The following is a 20142-nucleotide window of genomic DNA, read 5'->3' on the forward strand; positions in this document are numbered from 1 at the left end:
AACCATGTCTAAGTTCACGAAGTATTTTTTAATGGAAGCTAGCGATGTGATTGTGTATGCGAAAGAGAAATTATCTAAGTTTGAAGATGCAAAGGGGTTACAGTGTAAAGAAATAGGCGATGGTAATTTAAACTATGTATTCCGCGTTTGGGATGAGCAGAAGAATATTTCTGTCATTGTAAAGCAAGCTGGGCATACAGCACGCATTTCAGATGAGTTTAAGTTGTCGACGAATCGTATTCGTATAGAATCAGATGTTTTGCAGAAAGAGGAGGAGTTAGCACCTGGGCTTGTTCCAAAGGTGTATTTGTTTGATAGTGTGATGAATTGTTGCGTAATGGAAGATTTATCGGACCACACAATATTACGTACAGCACTTATAAATCATCAAATGTTTCCAAAGCTTGCGGATGATTTAACGACCTTTTTGGTAAACACACTGTTATTAACATCGGATGTTGTAATGAATCATAAAGAGAAGAAGGAGCTTGTGAAAAACTATATAAATCCTGAATTATGTGAGATTACAGAGGACCTCGTATACGCTGAGCCATTTACAAATCATAATAAGCGTAATGAGTTGTTTCCATTAAATGAAGGATGGATTAGAGAGCATATTTATAGTGATAAAGAGCTTCGTATGGAAGTAGCAAAACTTAAGTTTTCTTTTATGACGAATGCACAAGCGCTTATTCACGGTGATTTACATACTGGTTCTGTTTTTGTAAGAGATGATTCTACAAAGGTTATTGATCCTGAGTTTGCCTTTTATGGACCGATGGGATATGACGTTGGAAATGTAATGGCGAATTTAATGTTTGCTTGGGTGAATGCAGATGTAACCATGCCGCCCGGTGCTGAGAAAGATACGTATATGAGTTGGCTACAATCGACAATGGTAGAGGTAATTGATTTGTTTAAAAAGAAGTTTTTAAATGCTTGGGATATTCATGTGACCGAGATTATGGCGAAGGAACAAGGCTTTAACGAAGTATATTTACACTCTGTATTAGAGGATGCAGCTGCAGTGACAGGTCTTGAGTTAATTCGTCGCATTGTTGGGCTAGCGAAAGTAAAAGATATTACTTGCATTGAGAATGAGGAAGCACGTGCTAGAGCAGAACGTATTTGTCTTCAAGTAGCGAAGAAATTTATTTTACGGGCGAATCAATATAAAACAGGCACAAGTTTTGTAGAAACGTTAAAAGAACAGTCAATGCACTATGCGAAGTAAGGGGAGAAGATGATGGAAGAACAATTAATACCCATTCAGTGGAAAGATGATGCTTTAGTTTTATTAGATCAAACATTATTACCGAATGAAGTTGTCTATGAATCTTTCAAGACAGCTGGAGGTGTGTGGGATGCCATTCAAGTAATGAAAGTAAGAGGGGCTCCAGCGATTGGTGTTTCGGCAGCTTATGGTGTGTATTTAGGAGCTAAGGAAGTTACTCAAAGTACGGTGGAAGAATTTATAGAGGAAGTCAAAAAGGTATGTGCATATTTGGCAACATCAAGGCCGACAGCAGTAAATTTATTTTGGGCACTTGAAAGAATGGAGACTGTAGTGACGGGGAATGCCAACTTATCAATTGCTCAGTTGAAAGATAGATTGCTAGAAGAAGCAAAAGAGATTCATAGAGAAGATGAAGAAATTAACCGTCAAATCGGGGAACATGCATTAACGTTATTCCATGATGGAATGGGAGTATTAACACATTGTAATGCTGGTGCGTTAGCGACGACTAAGTATGGTACTGCAACAGCTCCAATGTACTTAGCGAAGGAAAAAGGATGGGACTTAAAAATCTATTCAGATGAAACACGTCCTAGATTACAAGGTTCAACGTTAACAGCATTAGAACTACAGCGAGCGGGAATTGATGTTACTGTTATTACGGATAATATGGCAGCTATGGTCATGTCACAAGGAAAGATTGATGCGGTGATCGTTGGATGCGACCGTGTGGCAGCTAATGGTGATGTAGCAAATAAAATTGGGACATTAGGCGTATCTATTTTGGCGAAATACTATAACATTCCGTTTTATGTAGCAGCACCAACACCGACAATCGACTTAAAAACACCGACAGGAAAAGAAATTCCGATCGAGGAAAGAGATGCCTCTGAAGTGATTAATCGTTTCGGACAATATTCTGCTCCGAAAGAAAGTAAAGTATATAATCCGGCATTTGATGTCACGCCACATGAAAATGTAACAGCGATTATTACGGAAAAAGGGATTGTAAAAGCACCGTTTACGGAGAACTTAAAAAAGCTATTTCAATAAGTAGATAGAGTTAAAGATTCAGTCATCATAAGCTTCATACTTAGGGGGATGTATATGTTATTACAAAAAGAAAGAGAAGAAATTGTAGCGTATGGAAAGAAAATGATTTCTAGCGGTTTAACAAAGGGGACAGGCGGCAATATTAGTATTTTCAATCGCGAGCAAGGTCTTGTTGCAATTAGCCCAAGTGGTTTAGAGTATTATGAAACAAAACCTGAGGATGTAGTTATATTAAACTTAGATGGTGAAGTGGTAGAGGGAGAGAGAAAACCATCAAGTGAGCTCGATATGCACCTTATTTATTATAGAAAGCGTGAAGATATAAATGCGCTTGTGCATACACATTCTCCTTACGCGAAGACGATTGCATCATTAGGATGGGAACTTCCTGCAGTATCGTATTTAATTGCTTTCGCAGGCCCGAATGTACGCTGTGCACCGTATGAAACATTTGGTACGAAGCAATTAGCAGATGCTGCTTTTGAAGGCATGATTGATCGTCGTGCTGTTTTACTTGAGAACCACGGTTTAATTGCAGGTGCAAATAACATAAAAATGGCGTTTACTGTTGCAGAAGAAATTGAGTTTTGTGCGCAAATTTATTATCAAACGAAAAGTGTCGGAGAGCCGAAGCTTTTGCCAGAAGATGAGATGGCGAATTTGGCGAAGAAGTTTGAAGGGTATGGGCAGCAGTAGAATGAAATAAAAACACCCTCAAGAAAAAATCTTGAGGGTGTTTCCTACGCCTTTTTAAGCAACAAATACATAAAGTAAGGAGCACCAATTAAGGCAACGACAATACCTGCTGGAATGCCATTAGGTTCAACGATATTACGTCCGATTGTATCTGCTAATAACAATAGCCATCCGCCGATTAAAACGGCGATAGGCATGAAAATTTGATGTCTTGGACCTACTAAAGATTTTGCGATATGAGGAGCCATTAGTCCGATAAAGCTAATTCCTCCTGTTACGGAAACAGCTGCAGCTGCAAGCGCAACGGCTGCGACTAATAAGTATCTGCGTTCTTTTTCAATTTCAATTCCAACACCGATTGCGACTGGTTCGTTTAATGCTAGAATGTTTAATCGATTTGCTTTATAGAAAACGAACGGAATTAATACGATTAACCATGGGAGCATTGCCAAAACGAAAACCCAGTCATCTCCCCAAATATTTCCGGCAATCCATTTGGCGATAAAGTCAACTTTCATACGATCAGCGGATGAAATAAGGACAATCATCATTCCAGATAGTGCAAATGAAAAACCAATACCAGTTAATGTTAGTCGGATTGGCTGAAGTCCAGTTGATTTACTATAAGAAAATACGTAAATTAGAACAGCTGTCAGAAATGCGCCGATAAATCCAACGACAGGTAGTAAGTAAAGAAATGAACCTACATCTATTGGAAAGTATAAAAAGAAAATAGCAACAGCAACACCAGCCCCGGAGTTGATTCCGAGAATACCAGGTTCCGCTAAATCATTTCGGGTAATACCTTGCAGGATAGCACCTGATAAAGCGAGAGCCATACCAGCTAATAATGTAATAACAATTCTAGGTAGTCGTAAAGAGTATAAAACAAACTCCTCTTTAAAAGTTCCTTGTCCCATTAATGTTGGGAGTAGTCGATCATAAGATAAAGATGCTGAACCGAGTCCCATTCCAACTACAATGGTTGTGATGGTTAGTATAAGTAAAGTGAGTATAATAAGACGTTGTTTTTTTAGAATAGATTGCATCATGAGAATGTTTTTCCTCCTTTACGTACAACGAATAGGAAGAATGGCAATCCTACAATTGCGACAATAGCGGCAACTGGTGTTTCGTACGGAGCGTTAATAGTACGTCCGACTGTATCTGCAAGTAGCATAAAGGAAGCTCCAGCAATTGCTGACATCGGTATAACAAATCGGTAGTCTGGCCCAACAATTGGACGTACCATATGAGGTACCATTAAGCCGATAAATGCCATATTTCCGACAAGCGCTACAGACGCACCAGCAAGTAATATAATAATGATAAATAGAATGGTTTTAATAACAATAATTTTTTGACCTAGTCCAATAGCAACTTCTTCACTGAAACTAAGAACTGTCAATTTTTTTGCTAGTAAGATAGCGATAAAGATACTAATTGAAATGACTGGAATAATAATTTTTAATTGGCCCCAAGTTGTTCCAATTACGCCCCCAGCAGTCCAAAGTGATACCTCTTGTGAAATTTTGAAGTAAATGCCGACTCCTTCTGAAATTGCGAGTAGAAATGCTGAAACGGCAGCACCGGCTAATACAATTCGAAGAGGGGACAGCCCGCCTTTTTTCACCATACCAATTCCAAATACCATAATCGCACCGATTGCAGCACCGATAAAGCAAGCTAATGTTAAGTAAAGATAGCTGATGGAAGGGTTGAAAGCAAGTGTCAGTGCAAGTGCAGCATTTGCTCCACCAGATAGCCCTAGTAATCCAGGATCTGCAAGCGGATTTCGTGTTAATCCTTGCATAATTGCTCCAGAAACAGCAAGTCCAGCTCCTACAAAAATTGCAGCTACTTCACGTGGTAAACGAATTTCTCGAATAATAGATATTTTGTCCCCTTTAGCAGAAGAAGTGAGCGCTAACCATACATCTTTTATTGAAGTATCGGCAGCCCCTAATACCATTGCCACCATAAAAATAAGAAAGAATGCAATTATGCTCAAAATGAGTTTGTATGTAAAAGCTATAGAACGTGGATTGTCGTGATCTTTTGTCATTCGTTTCACATCTTTTCTGTTCATAGAATAAAGGAAGAGGAATTCTTAATTTAAGAATTCCTCATGTTTGTATTATTTACCAAGAAAGCTCTTCTTGAAGAAGTCTAGTTGGAAGTCTAATGTAAGTGGATCATTGAAATAGAATTCCATCATGTTTGCTTCGTATACGCGATTATTTTTTACTGCTGGGATGTTTTTATATGATTCTGTCTCTTGGAATGAGTTATCAGTATCTTTGTTTTTACTTACGATTAAGTAATCACCAGCAAACTCAGGTAATACCTCAGTAGATAATGCGTAGTAACCTTCTTTTAATGCTTTTTCTTTTACTTTTTCAGGCATTTTTAATTTCATTTCTTGGTACAGAATTTCTGTTCCACGGCCCCAGTTTTCGCCGTATACATAAAGCTGTTTGTTGAAGTTTTCTACAACAGAAACTGTTGCATCTTCACCGATTTTTGCTTTAATTTCTTTACCAGCATCTTGTGCACGTTTCTTGAAGTCATCAACCCAAGTTTTTGCTTCTTTTTCTTTGTTTAATAACTTACCGATTTCTAAATGCTGTTTTAAGTAATCAACTTTTCCGTAAGTGTATGTTACAGTAGGAGCGATTTTCTTTAACTTATCAACATTTTTAATATTTGATAAACCAATGATTAAATCTGGATTTAGTTCAGCGATTTTTTCAACATTTTCATCTGATACTTCAGCAACATCTTTCAGTTTGCTATCAAAACGTGGGTTTTGTTTAGACCATGAATCTACCCCAACAAGATTTACATCTAATGACATTACGTTACCAGCAAATGATGATAAAACAACAACGCGTTTTGGATTTGCAGGAACTTCTACTTTACCATTTTCAGATTGGTATGTAATTGTTTCTGATTTACTACCTTTTGCATCGTTCTTTTTGTCTGTAGAGCCATTGCTACAAGCACTCATAACAAGAACGAAAAGAACTGTTAGTGAAATAAATAACTTTTTCATCGTTTTTCTCCTTTAACATAGATGATATGTGTATACAATAATTTGTTTAACTGCAATCTGTTTGAAAGAGTAGTGGTAATGCAAAATGCTTATTAAAAATCTTGAATGTGAGATTTTACAATATAGTATTAACCATATTAGTGAAAGAAGATGTAATCTCAAATTTGCTAATTATTAACAAAATGATAATGATTATCACTATTGATTCTTTAAATAATATAATTTTATATAGGTGTATTGTCAATAGTAATTTTGATTGTAAAATTTGCGGAAACAGGTTATATTTTATTGAGAATGATAATCAATGATTAGTAGCTGAGGAGTGAAGGTGAATGAATAGAGAAGAATTGTTTGATGTAACCGTGATAGGCGGGGGACCTGCAGGGCTTTATTCAGCTTTTTATAGTGGACTCAGAGAGATGAAAACGAAAATAATAGAATTTCAACCACAGTTAGGTGGAAAAATACATGTTTATCCGGAGAAGATGATTTGGGATATTGGCGGATTATTACCGGTTACTGGTGAAAAATTAATTGAGCAACTTGTACAACAAGGGTTAACATTTCAGCCTGAAGTGGTAGTAAATACAAAAATAGAATCGATTATTCGTAACGAAGATGGCACTTTTACGTTAAAGGCGAGCAATGGAGAAGAACACTTTTCAAAAACAGTGATCGTTGCAACTGGAAGTGGTATATTGAATCCACAAAAGTTATCAATTGAAGGTGCGGAGCGATTTGAAGTATCAAACTTAAATTATACAGTTAAATCGTTAAAACGTTTCAAAGATAAAACGGTCATTATTTCAGGCGGAGGTAACTCTGCAATTGATTGGGCAAATGAGTTAGAACCAATTGCGAAAAAAGTTTATTTAACATATAGAAAAGAAGAATTATCTGGTCATGAAGCACAAGTGAAGCAACTTATGAACAGCTCAGCGGAGTGTTTCTTTAATACCTCTATTACAAAATTAATTGCTGGTGATAATCATGAAGCAATTGAATATGTAGAATTAACAAATCATGAGACGGGTGAAGTTGCCCATTTACCTATTGAAGAAGTGATTATTAACCATGGATATGAGCGTGACATTACATTATTAGAAAATAGTGAGTTAGACGTTGCAATTATAGATAATTATTATATTGCAGGGAATGCGAATAGCGAGTCTTCAGTAGATGGATTATATGCTGCGGGAGATATTTTAAAGCATGAAGGGAAATTACACTTAATTGCGGGAGCGTTCCAAGATGCAGGAAATGCTGTAAATAAAGCGAAACAATTTATTCAGCCAGATGCAAGCGAATATGGAATGGTTTCTTCACATAATGAAGTATTTAAGAAAAGAAATCGTGAATTGATCAAGCAGATGATGAAATAATAAAAAACAAGTATACCCCCATTTACTTCTCTATTCGAGTGATAAGAGAGGTAAATGGGGGTTTTCCTGTTTACTATATTTTCAATCATTATAATGACACCGGTTTCATCAGTTCATGTGATATGAACGTTTTATTTGTAAATCTTCCTAGAAAGCAATGAATCTATGCTTTGCTGATGCAGAACAGTATTATATTATGCTGTCCCTTTAGCTCTTTCGTTAGGAAATGGCATATTTAATATAGATGCAATGTACTGTTTTCCATGCATTCGAGCTAATGATTCTAATATTTGACGGACGCGTTTTGTAAGATGTCCTTGTCCCTTTATAGCTTCACAATATGCGTCATAGAAAGCGTATTTAGCCCAAAGGAAATCATCTTGTTGGAATAAAAAATGATTTTTGTACCATTCCCCAATTGTATGGTAACAATTGTTTTCATGTATCGCTGAGCTTTGAGAAAGAATACGATCAGATAAAGATGTAGTTAAATGAGAAATTGTGTTTTTTGTTTCAACCTGTAATGTTTTTTCTAACATTGTAATGATGTGACGAGTAGCCATATGTTAACTCTCCTTTGTGTAAATGGGTAATACCATTCTATATTTAAAAAATCCTTACTATATTATTATACAATATATGGAATGCATCCACCTTCTTTTTAAATTGCATTTACAAAATCTTTTTTATTTGTTTACAAAAATAAAGTAAGATACAGTATATAGGAAAAAATAATAAAGGAATGAACGCGTTGTATATAACAGTAGAAGAAGCTGCGGAGTATTTGAATTTACCAAAATCGTATATTGAAGAGCTAATTCAGAAAAAGAAAGTTCGTGCGCTATTTGATGGAGAACAATATTTATTAAATAAAGAACAATTTAATACACATTTAGAACAAATGGAGAAATATAAGCAATTAGTGGAAGAAATATTGAACGAACCAATTCCAGAAGATATGGATGTTAAAGACGAAGATTAAACGATGGGAAATCCCGTATGAAGATAGGCAGAAATGTATCTTCATACGGGATTTTTTTGTGCAAAAATGTCAAATTTAAAAGACCGTAAACGTTTTTTAAGATTTTGATAGGTAGTAGTCTACCATGTTAAAAGCATATTTTTTTCTAGCTAGGACAAACATAGAGAACGTAACCTGTACAGATACATATACTATCAGTGCAAAAGCTTATAAATTAATGGAAGGGGTTTTCTCGTGAGTATATTTCATTGTGATTTTTTGAAAGACTTAATTGGATCTTTTGTGAGAGTAAACAGGGGTGGTCCAGAATCTCAAAAAGGAACAATAATATCAGTATGTCCGGACTACTTCGTATTGCAGAATGAAAAAGGTGAACTTTATTACTATCAACTTAATCATCTAAAAAGTATTACAAAAAATGCGAAAGAATGCGGAGCAAGTAAGTGCGAGTGGGAAGATTGCGAATGTGCAGAAGACTTTGAAGCACTACTTCAAAGCTTCAAATATTGCTGGGTGAAAATTAATCGCGGTGGTCCAGAGAAAGTGGAAGGCATTTTACAAGATGTTTCTTGTGACTTTGTGACATTAATTGTAAAAGAAGAAGTTATATTAATTGCAGTAAAGCATATTAAAAGCGTTAACTATAATGCATTAGCATGTGGAGAGAGCAATGAGAGCGACGATAGTAGCAGTAAGGAAAGTAGTAGCAATAATTCAGGTCGCGCTCGTGCACAAAGACAATCAAGTAGAGGAAGATAATAAGAAAGGGGGATACGAAATTGGAGAATGTATTATGCTGTGACCAAATTAAATGTTTAGTTGGTGAGACTGTAAAAGTAAACCTTCGTGGACCAGAAAGTCGAGTGGGTGAGCTCGTATCGTTAGGCAAAGATTATCTAACGCTACAATTACCTCATGGGGAATTAGTATATTATCAATTGAAACATGTGAAGAGCCTAGTTAAGAAAGTGAAAGAAAGTAAATGCGGCGATTGCTATAGTTCATGTTTCTGTTCTGATGAGGATACTTTTTTAGATATATTAAAAGACTTGAAGTATAAGTGGGTAAAAATTAATCGTGGCGGTCCAGAATGTGTGGAAGGTTTATTAAGTGAGGTACACCATGGTTGTATTACACTAGTAAACTGTGATGAAGTTATTTATGTAGTTAAGTCTCATATTAAGAGTGTGAGTCAAGTAGTTAAATGTAAAAAGAATGAAGATGAATAATGTTTAATAAATAAGAGGGGCATTATGAGGGAAAGAGAAGAACAATTTCTTATTTCGATAGTATGAAAAGGAATTACTTACTATTAAGACAGAACTTTGCCCTGATTATTTTTTTGAAATGGAAGACAGGAAAGAAGAAATTCATAGGAAGGAGGATATAGATGAATGAGTTAAACAAAAGCATTGGAGAAAATATATATGTTAAATTAATCGGTGAACAAAGATTTAAAGGTGTATTAATAGACGTAGGAAATGATATTGTTGTTCTTTACAATGGACAAGACTACGTATATATATCTTTATACCATGTCCAATATTATAAATTTTTAAGACCACATGATGAAGAAATATCAAAACCTGATGTTGATTCTGTAATTAAGAGGGAATCACCTTCCATTTCTTTGAGAAAAGTATTAAGTACTTCTAAGGGGATTTTTACAGAAGTTTATGTAGCAGGAAATGCTCCAATACACGGTTATGTTACAAGTGTAATGAACGATTATATCGTTTTTTATAGCCCAGTTTATAAAACAGTATATATATCTTTAAAGCATTTGAAATGGTTAATTCCATATAAAGAAAATCAAGTCCCTTATGCCCTCAATAAAAATGAACTTCCCGTGAATCCGTTAAATATTACGTTAGCTAGAACATTTGAAGAGCAGCTTATTAAAATGGCTGGTAAAATCATGGTGTTCGATTTAGGCGAGGAATCTAATAAAATCGGAAAGATGGCGAAGATTGATGAGGGACATATTGAAATATTAAAAGCACGTGATGCAAAAATGTATGTGAATATTCAACATGTGAAATCTGTCCATTGTCCGTAGACTAGTTGAAAGGGCTGGCTTTTTCTTTTATATACAGAAGAAAAGGTCGAGCCTATTTGTTTAGCACGATTTGAATATGAGGGGGAAAATGAATTGAATATAAATATGTTAGCTTTATCTATGAAGAGTTAATCTTGTGCAAAATTATAAAAGATATGTACGAGCCATCTTTTCATATATTCAATTTATTTTTTGAGGGAGAACTGTTCAACTAATACATTAAAGGGGTTTTGTTTGTGGAGCAGTTTTCGAATCCGTTATCGATTACATTACTTGGTAGTGCTGGTGGAGCAGCAAAAGCAGTTTTAGCCATTTTAAATCAAGCGATAGTAAATGAAAAAGACCCGATTTATGAAGCGATAAAGAATGTTACATTTCATTTGGTTGATATAAAACAAAAAGATAGGACTTATTATGATGAGTTGTTTCCAAATTTGAAAGAGCAATTGTTTTTATATGAAATTGACCTTCAAGATGTAGTGAAATTCAAACAACATTTGAAAGAAAAAAGAATCGGTGTTGTTATTGATGTTTCAGGGGCAGATACAATCAGAGTATTAAGCTGTTGTAATGAACTTGGAATTTGCTATATTAATTCAGCTTTGGAAAATGAGGCAGTAGATCAAGACGATAGTTTAATTGGCTTTCAGCTTACGGAAAGATATACGCGGTTTGAGAAGGAAAAAGAGAAATTTACAAATACAAAAGCAATTATAGGATCAGGTATGAATCCAGGTGTTGTTCAATGGATGGTTGTTGAACTTATGAAGGAACGTCCAAATGAAAAGCCCAAAGCATGTTATATAGTAGAACATGATACGTCATTTTTAAATGATACAGCACTTATAAAGCCTCATACACTTTATGCTTCATGGGCAGTAGAGCGATTTCTAGATGAAGCAATATGGAGTTATCCGATGTATATGAGCCATCATCGACCTCTTTATTTTTATGAAGATGTATATGCTTCAGAGTATAAAGTAAAGTTAGGAGAGAAAGAGTTTTATGGTTGTTTAATGCCACATGAGGAAGTTTTAATTTTAGGAAAAAACTTCAATATGGAAGTGGGTTTTCTTTATCGAATTAATGAGTATACGACTAATATAATTAGACAGAACTTAGATCAAGTTGAAGATTTATGGAATTGGAATCGTAAAGTATTTAATCCAGCGGAAGAAGAGATTGCAGGGGAGGATCTGGTTGGTGTGCTACTCGTTTATGAAAATAGCGAGATGTATATGTATAACGTGATGAATAGCAGTCAAGTTTTTCATAAATATAAAACGAACGCGACTTACTTCCAAGTAGGGTGCGGAATTTATGCTGGCTTGTGTAGTTTACTGTTCGATAACTTTAAACAAGGTGCTTACTATGTCGAGGAATTATTATTAAATACAGAAAGTAAGTACGGCGAATATCTAGATTTATATATGAATAATTTTGTAATAGGACATAATAATTTTACGGATGGTCTGCTACATGATCGGGTAAGATGGATATAAGTTATAGCGAAAAGGAAGGAGAGATCTCCTTCCTTTTCGTATGATAAGGTTGTATATTGCCCTGAAGGCTATAATTTAAGGAGATAACACGCAGAGTTTTTGTATGGATCCATGAGGAGTATTTATATGAAGCTTGATTTATGAGGAAAGGGAAGCCTTAAAAGTATTTTAAAAAATTAACGGATTTGTTAAGGAAACCAAAGCCAACAAATTATGAATGGTGTAATATACAAGCAATCCTTTTATATGCTGTACAGCTAATGGAAAGTTATGCAGCGCAGTATAGAGTGGGATTTCATTTACAAGTAGATAAATATTATTAAAAACGGAACAGAATCAATGCCAGAAGGTGGAGGTATTCATATCCGTGCATATCGAAAAACGGAAGGGCATTTGTGCATGTCTGTTGAAGATCAAGGCTTTGGTATAGAGAAGGAGAAGCTAGAGAAGGTTGGAAAGGCTTTTTATACAACAAAGGAGAATGGTACGAGACTTGGATTAATGATTACATATAAAATTATTAAGGAACATCAAGGAAGTATCGCGATTCAAAGTAACGTGGGAATAGGAACGAAAGTGGAAATTTCTTTACCGACAGTATAATGTGCTAGAAGAAAATATTTTTCAGAAAAGTGTTCTTGTTGTGTAAATATAAACATTTTATAAAATGTTCCAAGAAGGGTTTTTTTTATAAAATACTTCGTTTATAATGGAGGAAAATATCGACATGAGATTTGTTATTCATGTAACGGTTCGGTAGTGTTAGGAAAAGAAGGGGTGCACGCGCATCCTTTTTTCTATGCAGATATTATGAAAGAGGTGGTATGATGGAATTAACATTAAATTCGACTGTATGCTTACACACGATTCAATTTCGAAAAGAGCAAAAGAATTATATTGTAAAAGATACAATTACAGGAGAGAAATATGAAATGCCGCCACTTTGGATTGATGCATTGGCAATGATGCGTGACGGTTTTTTATTAGGGGAAATTGAGGAGAAATTAAAAGAAGAGTATCCAGACGAAGAAATAAATATGTTAGCATTTACGAGGCAACTGTTAGAGCTAGAGCTTGTCGGAATGGTAGATGGAGAAGAAATAGCTTGTACAAAGAAGAAAGAGAAAGATTATTTAGCTTGGTTACGTCCTCGTGTTGAGCAATTCTTTCTTAGTTTAAATAAAAAAAATAGAAGCAAAGGTCAATGATGATCTTTGCTTTTTTGTATAGTTTGTTTAAAAAATTACAGCGAATGCCCTTGCGAAAGCACCGTCGCTATCTTTAATTTTTAAAGGTGCCGCTGAGAAAAAGAAACGTTTCGTGTGAATGGCATCTAAGTTTGTTAAGTTTTCAATTAAATAAATATTATTTCCAAGTAGTATGTGATGAATTGGTGATGTTTCTGTCGATACCTCATCAGGAGAAATGAAATCTAGGCCGACCGATTTTACTTTTAATTGAACTAGTTCTTCGGCTAATTCTTCAGAAAGATAAAAAGCTTCTTGCTCATATGCCTCTGTATTCCATTTAGTAGATAGATTGGAATGGAAAATAACAATATCACCTTTTTTTATGTCAGCGTTGTGCAATACTTCTTTCGGTAGTTTTCGTTCTTGTACATGAGTTACATCAATAAGAACCGCTTCGCCTACAAATTGATCTAGGGGTAATTGATCAATAGTCGTTGCGCCTGAAATGAAATGAGCAGGAGCATCACAATGCGTGCCAACATGAACGACAGAATGAAAATCTGTAACTTGATAGCCTGTCTCTTCAACGCTTGTAATGGCCCCTAAATTGATTTTTGGTGTTCCAGGGAATTGGGACATATTGTTTTCAAATGTTTGTGATAGGTCAATTACTTTCACTTTAAATACCTCCAGTATATGTTTTGAAATAAAAAAACTCACCTTTCGTAATCAAGAAAGATGAGTTGTGCACACAATAGTTACGTTTTATCTTTCAAAATGCAATGCATTTTGCAGGAATTAGCACCTATTCAGTTTCTATAAACTGAGGTTGCTGGGCGTCAAAGGGCCGGTCCCTCTGCCTCTCTTGATAAAGACATATTTAATTTTGGTTCTGAATATTCATTGTATTTAAATTGTAATTCATTTCCTTTTTTCGTGCAATACAAAATAGGTATTCACCCAAATAAAGCTGCTTGCATATTGTAGCTTATGTAAATAGAATGCTGCGAAGGAGTGAGTGCAGTGACAGGGACTGTATTGAATTATTATGCTGGTGGAAATACAGCTAGAGGATTTCATAATTTATACGATGAGAATTTAAAAGGGTTAGACAGATTATTTATTTTAAAGGGTGGCCCTGGAACGGGGAAATCTTCTTTAATTAAGGCAATAGGTCGTGAATGGGTTGAAAAAGGATATGGTATTGAATTTTTACATTGTTCTTCCGATAATAAATCGGTTGATGGTGTCATTATCCCGAAGTTAAAAGTAGGAATTGTTGATGGAACATCTCCGCATGTTATCGAGCCGAAAATGCCAGGAGTTGTTGAGGAGTATATCAATTTAGGGGTTGCTTGGGACTCAGATAAATTAAGAAAGCAGAAGGTGGAAATTGAACGATTTGTTTCAGAAGCAAGCAAAGCTTTTCAAGCTGCTTACGCTTGTTTTCACGAGGCGCTAATTATACATGATGAGTGGGAGAAAATATATATTAATAATATTGATTTTAATAAAGCAAATGAACTAACAGATCAGCTGATTCAGAAGCTATTTACAGATAAAAGCGGGAAACAATCGCTTGTGAAACATCGCTTTTTAGGAGCAGCTACACCGAAAGGAGCAGTTGATTTTGTTCCTAATTTAACAGAAGGATTACCACATCGTTATTTTATAAAAGGACGCCCAGGCTCTGGGAAATCAACAATGCTCAAAAAATTAGCTAAGGTAGCAGAAGAAAAAGGCTTTGCGGTTGAAGTATATCATTGTGGATTTGATCCAAATAGTCTTGATATGGTTATCGTAAGAGAGTTAGGTTTTGCAATTTTTGATAGTACCGCACCACATGAATATTTTCCAAGCCGTGAAGGTGATGAAATTATAGATATGTATGCCCTGATTGTGACACCAGGGACAGATGAGAAGTATGCGACAGAAATTCGCGACGTGTCGATTCAATATAGAGCAAAAATGAATGAGGCGATGTCTTTCTTAGCGAAAGCGAAATCAGTTCGTGATAAATTAGAACGAATTTATATTGCTGCTATGGATTTTTCAAAAGTAGATGCATATAAAGAGGAGATTCAAAAAGAGTTTGAACGAATTGCGGTTAGTGTAACAGAAAAGAACAAGTAAAAAATAAGGGATTTTGGCAGGCTGTCGGGAATTTTCTGACAGCTATTTTAGCATGTAGTAAACTTAGTAATACATTTGTCGAATTTCCAAGGAAATAATCAAAAAATGGAGAGGGTATGAAATGAGAGAGAAAATTAAAGCGGAGTTAGCAAGAATTGAAAAAGAGCGCAAGTGAGTTTGTGCTCTTTTTTATTTTGTAGGAATAAAGAAAACAGACATAGCTGCGATGAGACCTGCGAATGAGAATAAGTAAAAATTCCATGCTAAGTCATATTGCATTGTCATAATAATACCGACAAGAATAGGACCAGCAATCGCACCAACTCGGCCAAGTCCAAGTCCCCAGCCTAAGGAAGTAGCTCGGATATGGGATGGGAAGTATTGTGTTACATATGCATTCAATATTTGAGTAATACCGACTGATCCAATTCCAGCAAGACCAATTAAAAGATAAATGATTGTAACGGATGGTTTAATGGTTAATAGTCCAATACATATAGCTGCCATAAGATAGGAGATGCTAATAACAATTTTGGCCCCTATAAGATCCGCGATTGCTCCAGCAAATAAAGCACCGATAGCGGCAGTAATATTTAGCATAAGTAAAAATGATAAACTAGATCCAAGAGGGTATCCTGCTTGGCGCATCATCTGCGGTAACCAAGTATTTAAACCATATATTAAAAACATTCCCATTATATAAGTAATCCAAAAAAGTAGCGTTGCTTTTATGTATTCTTTTGAGAATAAAGTAAGAAATCCGTTTTTCTTTTGTGTATTAGCTAGTGTTTCAGGAATTTCATCTTTTTCATGGAATTTAATTTGAAAACGATTAAGAATTTGGTTCACTTCTTCTTGGCGATTACGTGATAATAAAAATTGAATGGATTCAGGTAAATAACGAATGATGAAAGGAATGAGGAGCAGTGGAATCATTCCGATGCCAAACATAATTCTCCATCCGAAATCTTCTAACATAAACATAGACAAAATAGCCCCTAACACGATCCCTAAAGGATAGCCAGTAAACATAAGAGCATAAATAAAAGATTGCCGCTTTTTTGGTGAATATTCAACAGTAAGTGCTGAAGCTGTTGGAATAACACCGCCTAATCCGATTCCTCCAATAAATCGAAATAACCCAAATAATTCGGGGGAAGGAGCAAGTGCAGCTAGGCCCATTGTGATAGAAAAAAGTGCTAAACAGCATATAAGTGTCCATTTTCGTCCAATTAGATCTGTAATGGTTCCAACTAGAATAGCGCCAATAAACATCCCAAATAAAGCATAGCTAGCAATTGTACCAGCGTGTGCGGGTGAAAGTGCCCAGCTTTTGTCTTCTAGGAGTTTTGGTAGAACGGCACCGTAAATACCTAAATCATATCCATCAGCTAGAATGGCTAGCCAACAAATAAAAACAACAAGTTTTGTAATAGAGCTTGAAAAGATAGTTTCAGTAGATTCTAGATGAGGTGGAGCTGAAGGTTGCATAATGTTCACCCCTTTTAATTTATAGATAAATATATTATTTTATTTGATGTTAAAATTTTCCTTCTTATGTCGGAATTTATCTGAAATGGTTTTATAACAAATAAAGAAGTTCAACAGGAATCCTGTTGAACTTCTTTATTTGTTTACTCATTATCAACTCGTTTTAACGGTTGATCTGCTGGACCTTCCATAACATCGCCCTCAATTGAAAAGCGGGAACCGTGGCAAGGACAATCCCAAGTACAATCACCATTGTTCCATTCAACCTCGCAGCCAAGATGTGTACAAGTTGTATCGACAATATGTAATTTTCCATCTTTGTCCTTATAAGCACCTGCTCGTTTCCCATTAACATGCACGACAGATCCTTCACCAACTTCGAGATCTTCTGGTTTACGTAATGCGGTTTCGATCTTTCCTTCAATTAAATGTTTCGCAACATCAATGTTCTGGGAGAGGAACGTTTTTATATCTGGATTTGCATGGAAGCGTGATGGTGCATACAGTTCTTTATATGGACTGTGTACTTTTAGAATGGAATCCTTCAATAAATGAGCAGCAGCAGTTCCAGTTGTCATTCCCCATTTACGATATCCAGTTGCAACAAATATATTTGGATTCCTTTCGTTAATATGTCCGATATAAGGAAGCTTATCTAGCGTGATTAAATCTTGTGCTGACCATCTATAGGGAACTTCATCTACTCCAAACGTTGCTTCTGCAAAAGAATACAGTGCTTCGTAATGAAGCATCGTGTTTATTCCTTGTCCTGTTTTATGACTTTCTCCGCCAATTAAAATTAATTTTTCCCCGTTGTTTGTTGTATAGCGTAAGGAGCGTTTTGGATCATCAATACTTAAATACATGCCACCTGGATAATTTGTTTTTGCTTTGATTGCAAGAGCATAAGAGCGTTCGGCATACATTCGCGTAAAGAAAAAGCTATTTGCATCATAAAAGGGAAAATGTGAACAAGAGACAACATATTCACAAGTGATGCGATGTCCGCCCTTTGTAATGACTTGTGGATAATCACCTTTTTCCACATCAATAGCTGTTGTTTGTTCATAAACTTTTCCGCCCATCTCCACAAACTTTTCTAAAAGTGTTTTTAAATAAAGGATGGGATGGAATTGTGCTTGATTTTTCATGACAAGTGCGGATTGGATGGGAATCGGAATCGATAGAGATTGAACATAGTCACAAGGTATATTTAATTTTTGATAGGCTTCATATTCTTTCGATAAATTTCTTAATCCATTATCAGTAGTTGTATATAAATATGAATCTTCACTTGAGAAATTACAGTCGATTTTATATGTTTGCACAGTCTCATTGATGAATTGTAGAGCATGATTATTTGATTCATAGTAAAGCCTCGCTTTTTCCAAACCGAAATGATTGATTAATTCATCATAAATAAGATCATGTTGAGCTGTTACTTTTGCAGTTGTATGCCCAGTCGTTCCATTTAAAATAAGACCAGAATCAATTAAAGCAACATCGATTCCTTCTTTTGCAAGTAAATAGGCAGTAGTAATACCTGTAATACCAGCACCGATAACAGCAACTTTCGTCTTTATATTTTCAGATAAAGTTGGAAAAGCAGGGATTTGAGTAGATTCAATCCAATAAGATAATGGGAATTGTGGAAATGTATCGCTTGTCATTATAGAAACCTCCCGATTTTAGAACAATTTTCCTTTTAATATTTCCATATGATAGGAAATTCATGTGTGCTGTTTTAGAAGGAGTCTATTTTTATTAAAAGAAAGATAAAATTATTTTAATATAATTATTTAATGTCATCGGTATGAAGAGGTAGGAGTTGTGTAAAGCTAGATTCAGGTGAGTTTATTTGTTGTTTATATAGAGAGTTCTTGAATAAGATAGAGTCTATAGTATGTCAGTGTATGTATATGCATAATGGGTGAAACCTTATAAAGTCTATGTTTTTTCTTTAGTGAAATAAAGTATGATTATAAAAATATAACCAACTTTTATTACTAGGTCATAAAAGTTGTTGACAATATAGAAATTCTATTGATATGATTCATCATGTGGAAAGGTTGATAGAGAGTAAAAAGAGAAATGTTTTTCATTGATAATAAAAGCGAAAAAATAAGTGACGATAGAGTGAGTATATTTTCCTTATAATAGATGCTTTTTTGATCACCTAGTAAAATCAATCTGGAAGCAAGAATTGATATATGTAAGTTGCGCAAGGCGCGGCATAAGAAAGGGGCAAAAGGATGAAGGAGCTTCATACGTTTGGGTGGTATGCAGCACGTGTATCACCACATTTGCCGAAAAAAGCATTTAAACCAGTTCCTACTCGTTTATTTGGTGGACTGGCTTATTTGCTTGTGGCATTGGCGGGGTTAATATCGATTGGTGTATTTGAATTGAATGTGTGGGCGAATCTAGGAATTGCGATTGTTCTTGGATTATGTTTTGCTTCACTTGGGTTTTTAGGCCATGAAATTTTACATGGAACTGTTGTAAGAAAGGCATGGCTTCGAGATTTCTTAGGAGCAATTGCGTTTATGCCATTATCAACAGGACCTAAACTTTGGAGAAAGTGGCACAATGCAACGCATCACGTTCATACACAACATGAAGAGAATGATCCAGATGCATGGCCGACACTTGAGAAGCTTAAAAAGAGTAAGTTTTTGAGCTGGGTATATCGTATGCCTCTTCATGTACGTTCATTCTTTAGTTTTCTGTCATTAACCATTCAATTTACATTGCATTCGACTCGAATGTTCTTTCATTTTATAAAAGAATTTAAGTCATCCAATCAAAAATCTGTATGGCTTCAACTTCTTTTGCCTTGGACAGTTTGGATTAGTTTATTGTTTATTATGGGACCAGCAAAATGGTTATTTGCATATGTGATTCCGTTGTTAATTGCCAACTTTATTGTAATGGCATATATCGCAACAAATCACCGCTTAAATCCAATTGTTCCAGTAAATGATCCGTTAGCAAACTGTTTATCAGTAACAGTGCCGCGCTGGGTAGATGTTTTACATTTCAATTTCTCATATCATACAGAACACCATTTGTTCCCTGCTATGAGCTCTAAATACTATCCGTTAGTAAAAGATAAAATTAAAGAAATGTGGCCGGAACGCTATCATGAGATGCCAATGACAAAAGCTTTGGCAGCACTATGGAATACACCACGTGTGTATTATCAAGGAAGCGAATTAGTGGATCCGCATAGAGAGCATTTCTATGGTTCTTTAGGAAATGGACTAGATCCTCATAATATTTCATATCGTGAGGAACATATAGAGGAAAAAGAGAGTATTAAAAAAGTAAATCAGTAAAAATTGATATATTTTGCAATGAAA

Annotated in this window: 19 protein-coding genes, 1 pseudogene and 1 riboswitch; of the genes and pseudogenes, 13 read left to right on the plus strand and 7 right to left on the minus strand. The window is 35.3% G+C overall.

Annotation, left to right across the window (positions count from 1 at the left end; all coding sequences use genetic code 11):
• Nucleotides 1-4 precede the first annotated feature (4 nt).
• The 3 genes from mtnK to MR113_RS07935 are packed head-to-tail and all read left to right on the plus strand — an operon-like array spanning nt 5 to nt 2986.
• Nucleotides 5-1234 (plus strand): S-methyl-5-thioribose kinase, encoded by a 1230-nt coding sequence (gene mtnK / locus MR113_RS07925; protein ID WP_242253212.1) that lies wholly within the window; start codon nt 5-7, stop codon nt 1232-1234.
• Between the two features lie 12 nt (nt 1235-1246).
• The gene (gene mtnA / locus MR113_RS07930) at nt 1247-2290 is read left to right on the plus strand and encodes an S-methyl-5-thioribose-1-phosphate isomerase (protein WP_242253219.1); all 1044 of its coding nucleotides are present in this window, start codon (nt 1247-1249) and stop codon (nt 2288-2290) included.
• Between the two features lie 54 nt (nt 2291-2344).
• The gene (locus MR113_RS07935) at nt 2345-2986 is read left to right on the plus strand and encodes an L-fuculose-phosphate aldolase (protein ID WP_000926556.1); all 642 of its coding nucleotides are present in this window, start codon (nt 2345-2347) and stop codon (nt 2984-2986) included.
• A gap of 44 nt (nt 2987-3030) precedes the next feature.
• Here the strand turns inward: MR113_RS07935 and MR113_RS07940 are convergent, their stop codons facing one another.
• From MR113_RS07940 to MR113_RS07950, 3 genes are read right to left on the minus strand one after another with little or no spacing between them, the layout of a single operon-like run.
• Nucleotides 3031-4038, minus strand: a complete 1008-nt coding sequence (locus MR113_RS07940; RefSeq protein ID WP_242253220.1) for a FecCD family ABC transporter permease — start codon at nt 4036-4038, stop codon at nt 3031-3033.
• Nucleotides 4035-5075, minus strand: a complete 1041-nt coding sequence (locus tag MR113_RS07945) for a FecCD family ABC transporter permease (RefSeq protein ID WP_242253222.1) — start codon at nt 5073-5075, stop codon at nt 4035-4037. Before MR113_RS07945 ends, MR113_RS07940 begins: the two co-directional genes overlap by 4 nt.
• Nucleotides 5076-5123: 48 nt before the next feature.
• Complete coding sequence (locus MR113_RS07950) at nt 5124-6041, minus strand: iron-hydroxamate ABC transporter substrate-binding protein (protein WP_242253223.1); 918 nt, start codon at nt 6039-6041, stop codon at nt 5124-5126.
• A gap of 332 nt (nt 6042-6373) precedes the next feature.
• Between MR113_RS07950 and MR113_RS07955 the strand changes: the two genes are divergently transcribed.
• Nucleotides 6374-7423 carry an NAD(P)/FAD-dependent oxidoreductase gene (locus tag MR113_RS07955; RefSeq protein WP_242253225.1) on the plus strand — a complete coding sequence of 350 codons (1050 nt, stop codon included), beginning with the start codon at nt 6374-6376 and terminating at the stop codon, nt 7421-7423.
• 194 nt (nt 7424-7617) lie between these two features.
• Here the strand turns inward: MR113_RS07955 and MR113_RS07960 are convergent, their stop codons facing one another.
• Nucleotides 7618-7986, minus strand: coding sequence for a hypothetical protein (locus MR113_RS07960; RefSeq protein WP_242253227.1), 369 nt, complete (start codon nt 7984-7986; stop codon nt 7618-7620).
• 179 nt (nt 7987-8165) lie between these two features.
• Between MR113_RS07960 and MR113_RS07965 the strand changes: the two genes are divergently transcribed.
• From MR113_RS07965 to MR113_RS07995, 7 genes and pseudogenes are all read left to right on the plus strand, one after another.
• The gene (locus MR113_RS07965) at nt 8166-8405 is read left to right on the plus strand and encodes a helix-turn-helix domain-containing protein (protein ID WP_242253229.1); all 240 of its coding nucleotides are present in this window, start codon (nt 8166-8168) and stop codon (nt 8403-8405) included.
• 234 nt (nt 8406-8639) lie between these two features.
• Nucleotides 8640-9164: a spore coat protein gene (locus MR113_RS07970; protein ID WP_242253231.1), complete on the plus strand. Its 525-nt coding sequence runs from the start codon at nt 8640-8642 to the stop codon at nt 9162-9164.
• Nucleotides 9165-9184: 20 nt separating this feature from the next.
• A complete protein-coding gene (locus tag MR113_RS07975; RefSeq protein ID WP_242253233.1) occupies nt 9185-9634 on the plus strand; it encodes a PI-PLC domain-containing protein in 450 nt (149 codons plus the stop codon).
• Nucleotides 9635-9795: 161 nt separating this feature from the next.
• Entirely contained in the window at nt 9796-10464 is a 669-nt protein-coding gene (locus MR113_RS07980) for a DUF2642 domain-containing protein (protein ID WP_242253235.1), read from the plus strand.
• A 236-nt stretch (nt 10465-10700) separates the two neighbouring features.
• Entirely contained in the window at nt 10701-11966 is a 1266-nt protein-coding gene (locus tag MR113_RS07985; protein ID WP_242253236.1) for an S-adenosylmethionine decarboxylase related protein, read from the plus strand.
• A 185-nt stretch (nt 11967-12151) separates the two neighbouring features.
• Nucleotides 12152-12569 (plus strand): annotated as a pseudogene (locus tag MR113_RS07990) (ATP-binding protein); the annotation flags it as partial.
• A gap of 224 nt (nt 12570-12793) precedes the next feature.
• A complete protein-coding gene (locus MR113_RS07995; protein WP_000424111.1) occupies nt 12794-13174 on the plus strand; it encodes a hypothetical protein in 381 nt (126 codons plus the stop codon).
• Nucleotides 13175-13201: 27 nt separating this feature from the next.
• Here MR113_RS07995 and MR113_RS08000 read toward each other — a convergent pair whose 3' ends face one another.
• Nucleotides 13202-13834 carry a cyclase family protein gene (locus MR113_RS08000; protein WP_242253238.1) on the minus strand — a complete coding sequence of 211 codons (633 nt, stop codon included), beginning with the start codon at nt 13832-13834 and terminating at the stop codon, nt 13202-13204.
• 84 nt (nt 13835-13918) lie between these two features.
• Nucleotides 13919-14031, minus strand: a riboswitch (SAM riboswitch).
• A 148-nt stretch (nt 14032-14179) separates the two neighbouring features.
• On the opposite strand from MR113_RS08000, the gene MR113_RS08005 reads away from it, so the two are divergent.
• The gene (locus MR113_RS08005) at nt 14180-15289 is read left to right on the plus strand and encodes a PRK06851 family protein (protein ID WP_242253240.1); all 1110 of its coding nucleotides are present in this window, start codon (nt 14180-14182) and stop codon (nt 15287-15289) included.
• 189 nt (nt 15290-15478) lie between these two features.
• Here the strand turns inward: MR113_RS08005 and MR113_RS08010 are convergent, their stop codons facing one another.
• Together MR113_RS08010 and MR113_RS08015 are read right to left on the minus strand one after the other, a co-directional pair.
• Nucleotides 15479-16780 carry an MFS transporter gene (locus tag MR113_RS08010; RefSeq protein ID WP_242253241.1) on the minus strand — a complete coding sequence of 434 codons (1302 nt, stop codon included), beginning with the start codon at nt 16778-16780 and terminating at the stop codon, nt 15479-15481.
• Between the two features lie 143 nt (nt 16781-16923).
• Nucleotides 16924-18450: an FAD-dependent oxidoreductase gene (locus MR113_RS08015; protein WP_242253244.1), complete on the minus strand. Its 1527-nt coding sequence runs from the start codon at nt 18448-18450 to the stop codon at nt 16924-16926.
• Nucleotides 18451-19032: 582 nt separating this feature from the next.
• On the opposite strand from MR113_RS08015, the gene desB reads away from it, so the two are divergent.
• Nucleotides 19033-20118, plus strand: coding sequence for a Delta(10) desaturase DesB (gene desB, locus MR113_RS08020; protein WP_097817910.1), 1086 nt, complete (start codon nt 19033-19035; stop codon nt 20116-20118).
• Nucleotides 20119-20142: the final 24 nt, after the last annotated feature.

It is taken from the genome of Bacillus cereus group sp. BfR-BA-01379 (assembly GCF_022663605.1).
Classification (GTDB): Bacteria; Bacillota; Bacilli; order Bacillales; family Bacillaceae_G; genus Bacillus_A; species Bacillus_A mobilis.

Coding starts and splice junctions, on each gene's coding strand:
- desB (WP_097817910.1), top strand. CDS start 19,033: ATGAAGGAGCTTCATACGTTTGGGTGGTATGCAGCACGTGTATCACCA.
- MR113_RS08010 (WP_242253241.1), bottom strand. CDS start 16,780: ATGCAACCTTCAGCTCCACCTCATCTAGAATCTACTGAAACTATCTTT.
- MR113_RS07965 (WP_242253229.1), top strand. CDS start 8,166: ATGAACGCGTTGTATATAACAGTAGAAGAAGCTGCGGAGTATTTGAAT.
- mtnK (WP_242253212.1), top strand. CDS start 5: ATGTCTAAGTTCACGAAGTATTTTTTAATGGAAGCTAGCGATGTGATT.
- MR113_RS07950 (WP_242253223.1), bottom strand. CDS start 6,041: ATGAAAAAGTTATTTATTTCACTAACAGTTCTTTTCGTTCTTGTTATG.
- MR113_RS07960 (WP_242253227.1), bottom strand. CDS start 7,986: ATGGCTACTCGTCACATCATTACAATGTTAGAAAAAACATTACAGGTT.
- mtnA (WP_242253219.1), top strand. CDS start 1,247: ATGGAAGAACAATTAATACCCATTCAGTGGAAAGATGATGCTTTAGTT.
- MR113_RS07945 (WP_242253222.1), bottom strand. CDS start 5,075: ATGAACAGAAAAGATGTGAAACGAATGACAAAAGATCACGACAATCCA.
- MR113_RS07995 (WP_000424111.1), top strand. CDS start 12,794: ATGGAATTAACATTAAATTCGACTGTATGCTTACACACGATTCAATTT.
- MR113_RS08015 (WP_242253244.1), bottom strand. CDS start 18,450: ATGACAAGCGATACATTTCCACAATTCCCATTATCTTATTGGATTGAA.
- MR113_RS07940 (WP_242253220.1), bottom strand. CDS start 4,038: ATGATGCAATCTATTCTAAAAAAACAACGTCTTATTATACTCACTTTA.
- MR113_RS07955 (WP_242253225.1), top strand. CDS start 6,374: ATGAATAGAGAAGAATTGTTTGATGTAACCGTGATAGGCGGGGGACCT.
- MR113_RS07935 (WP_000926556.1), top strand. CDS start 2,345: ATGTTATTACAAAAAGAAAGAGAAGAAATTGTAGCGTATGGAAAGAAA.
- MR113_RS07980 (WP_242253235.1), top strand. CDS start 9,796: ATGAATGAGTTAAACAAAAGCATTGGAGAAAATATATATGTTAAATTA.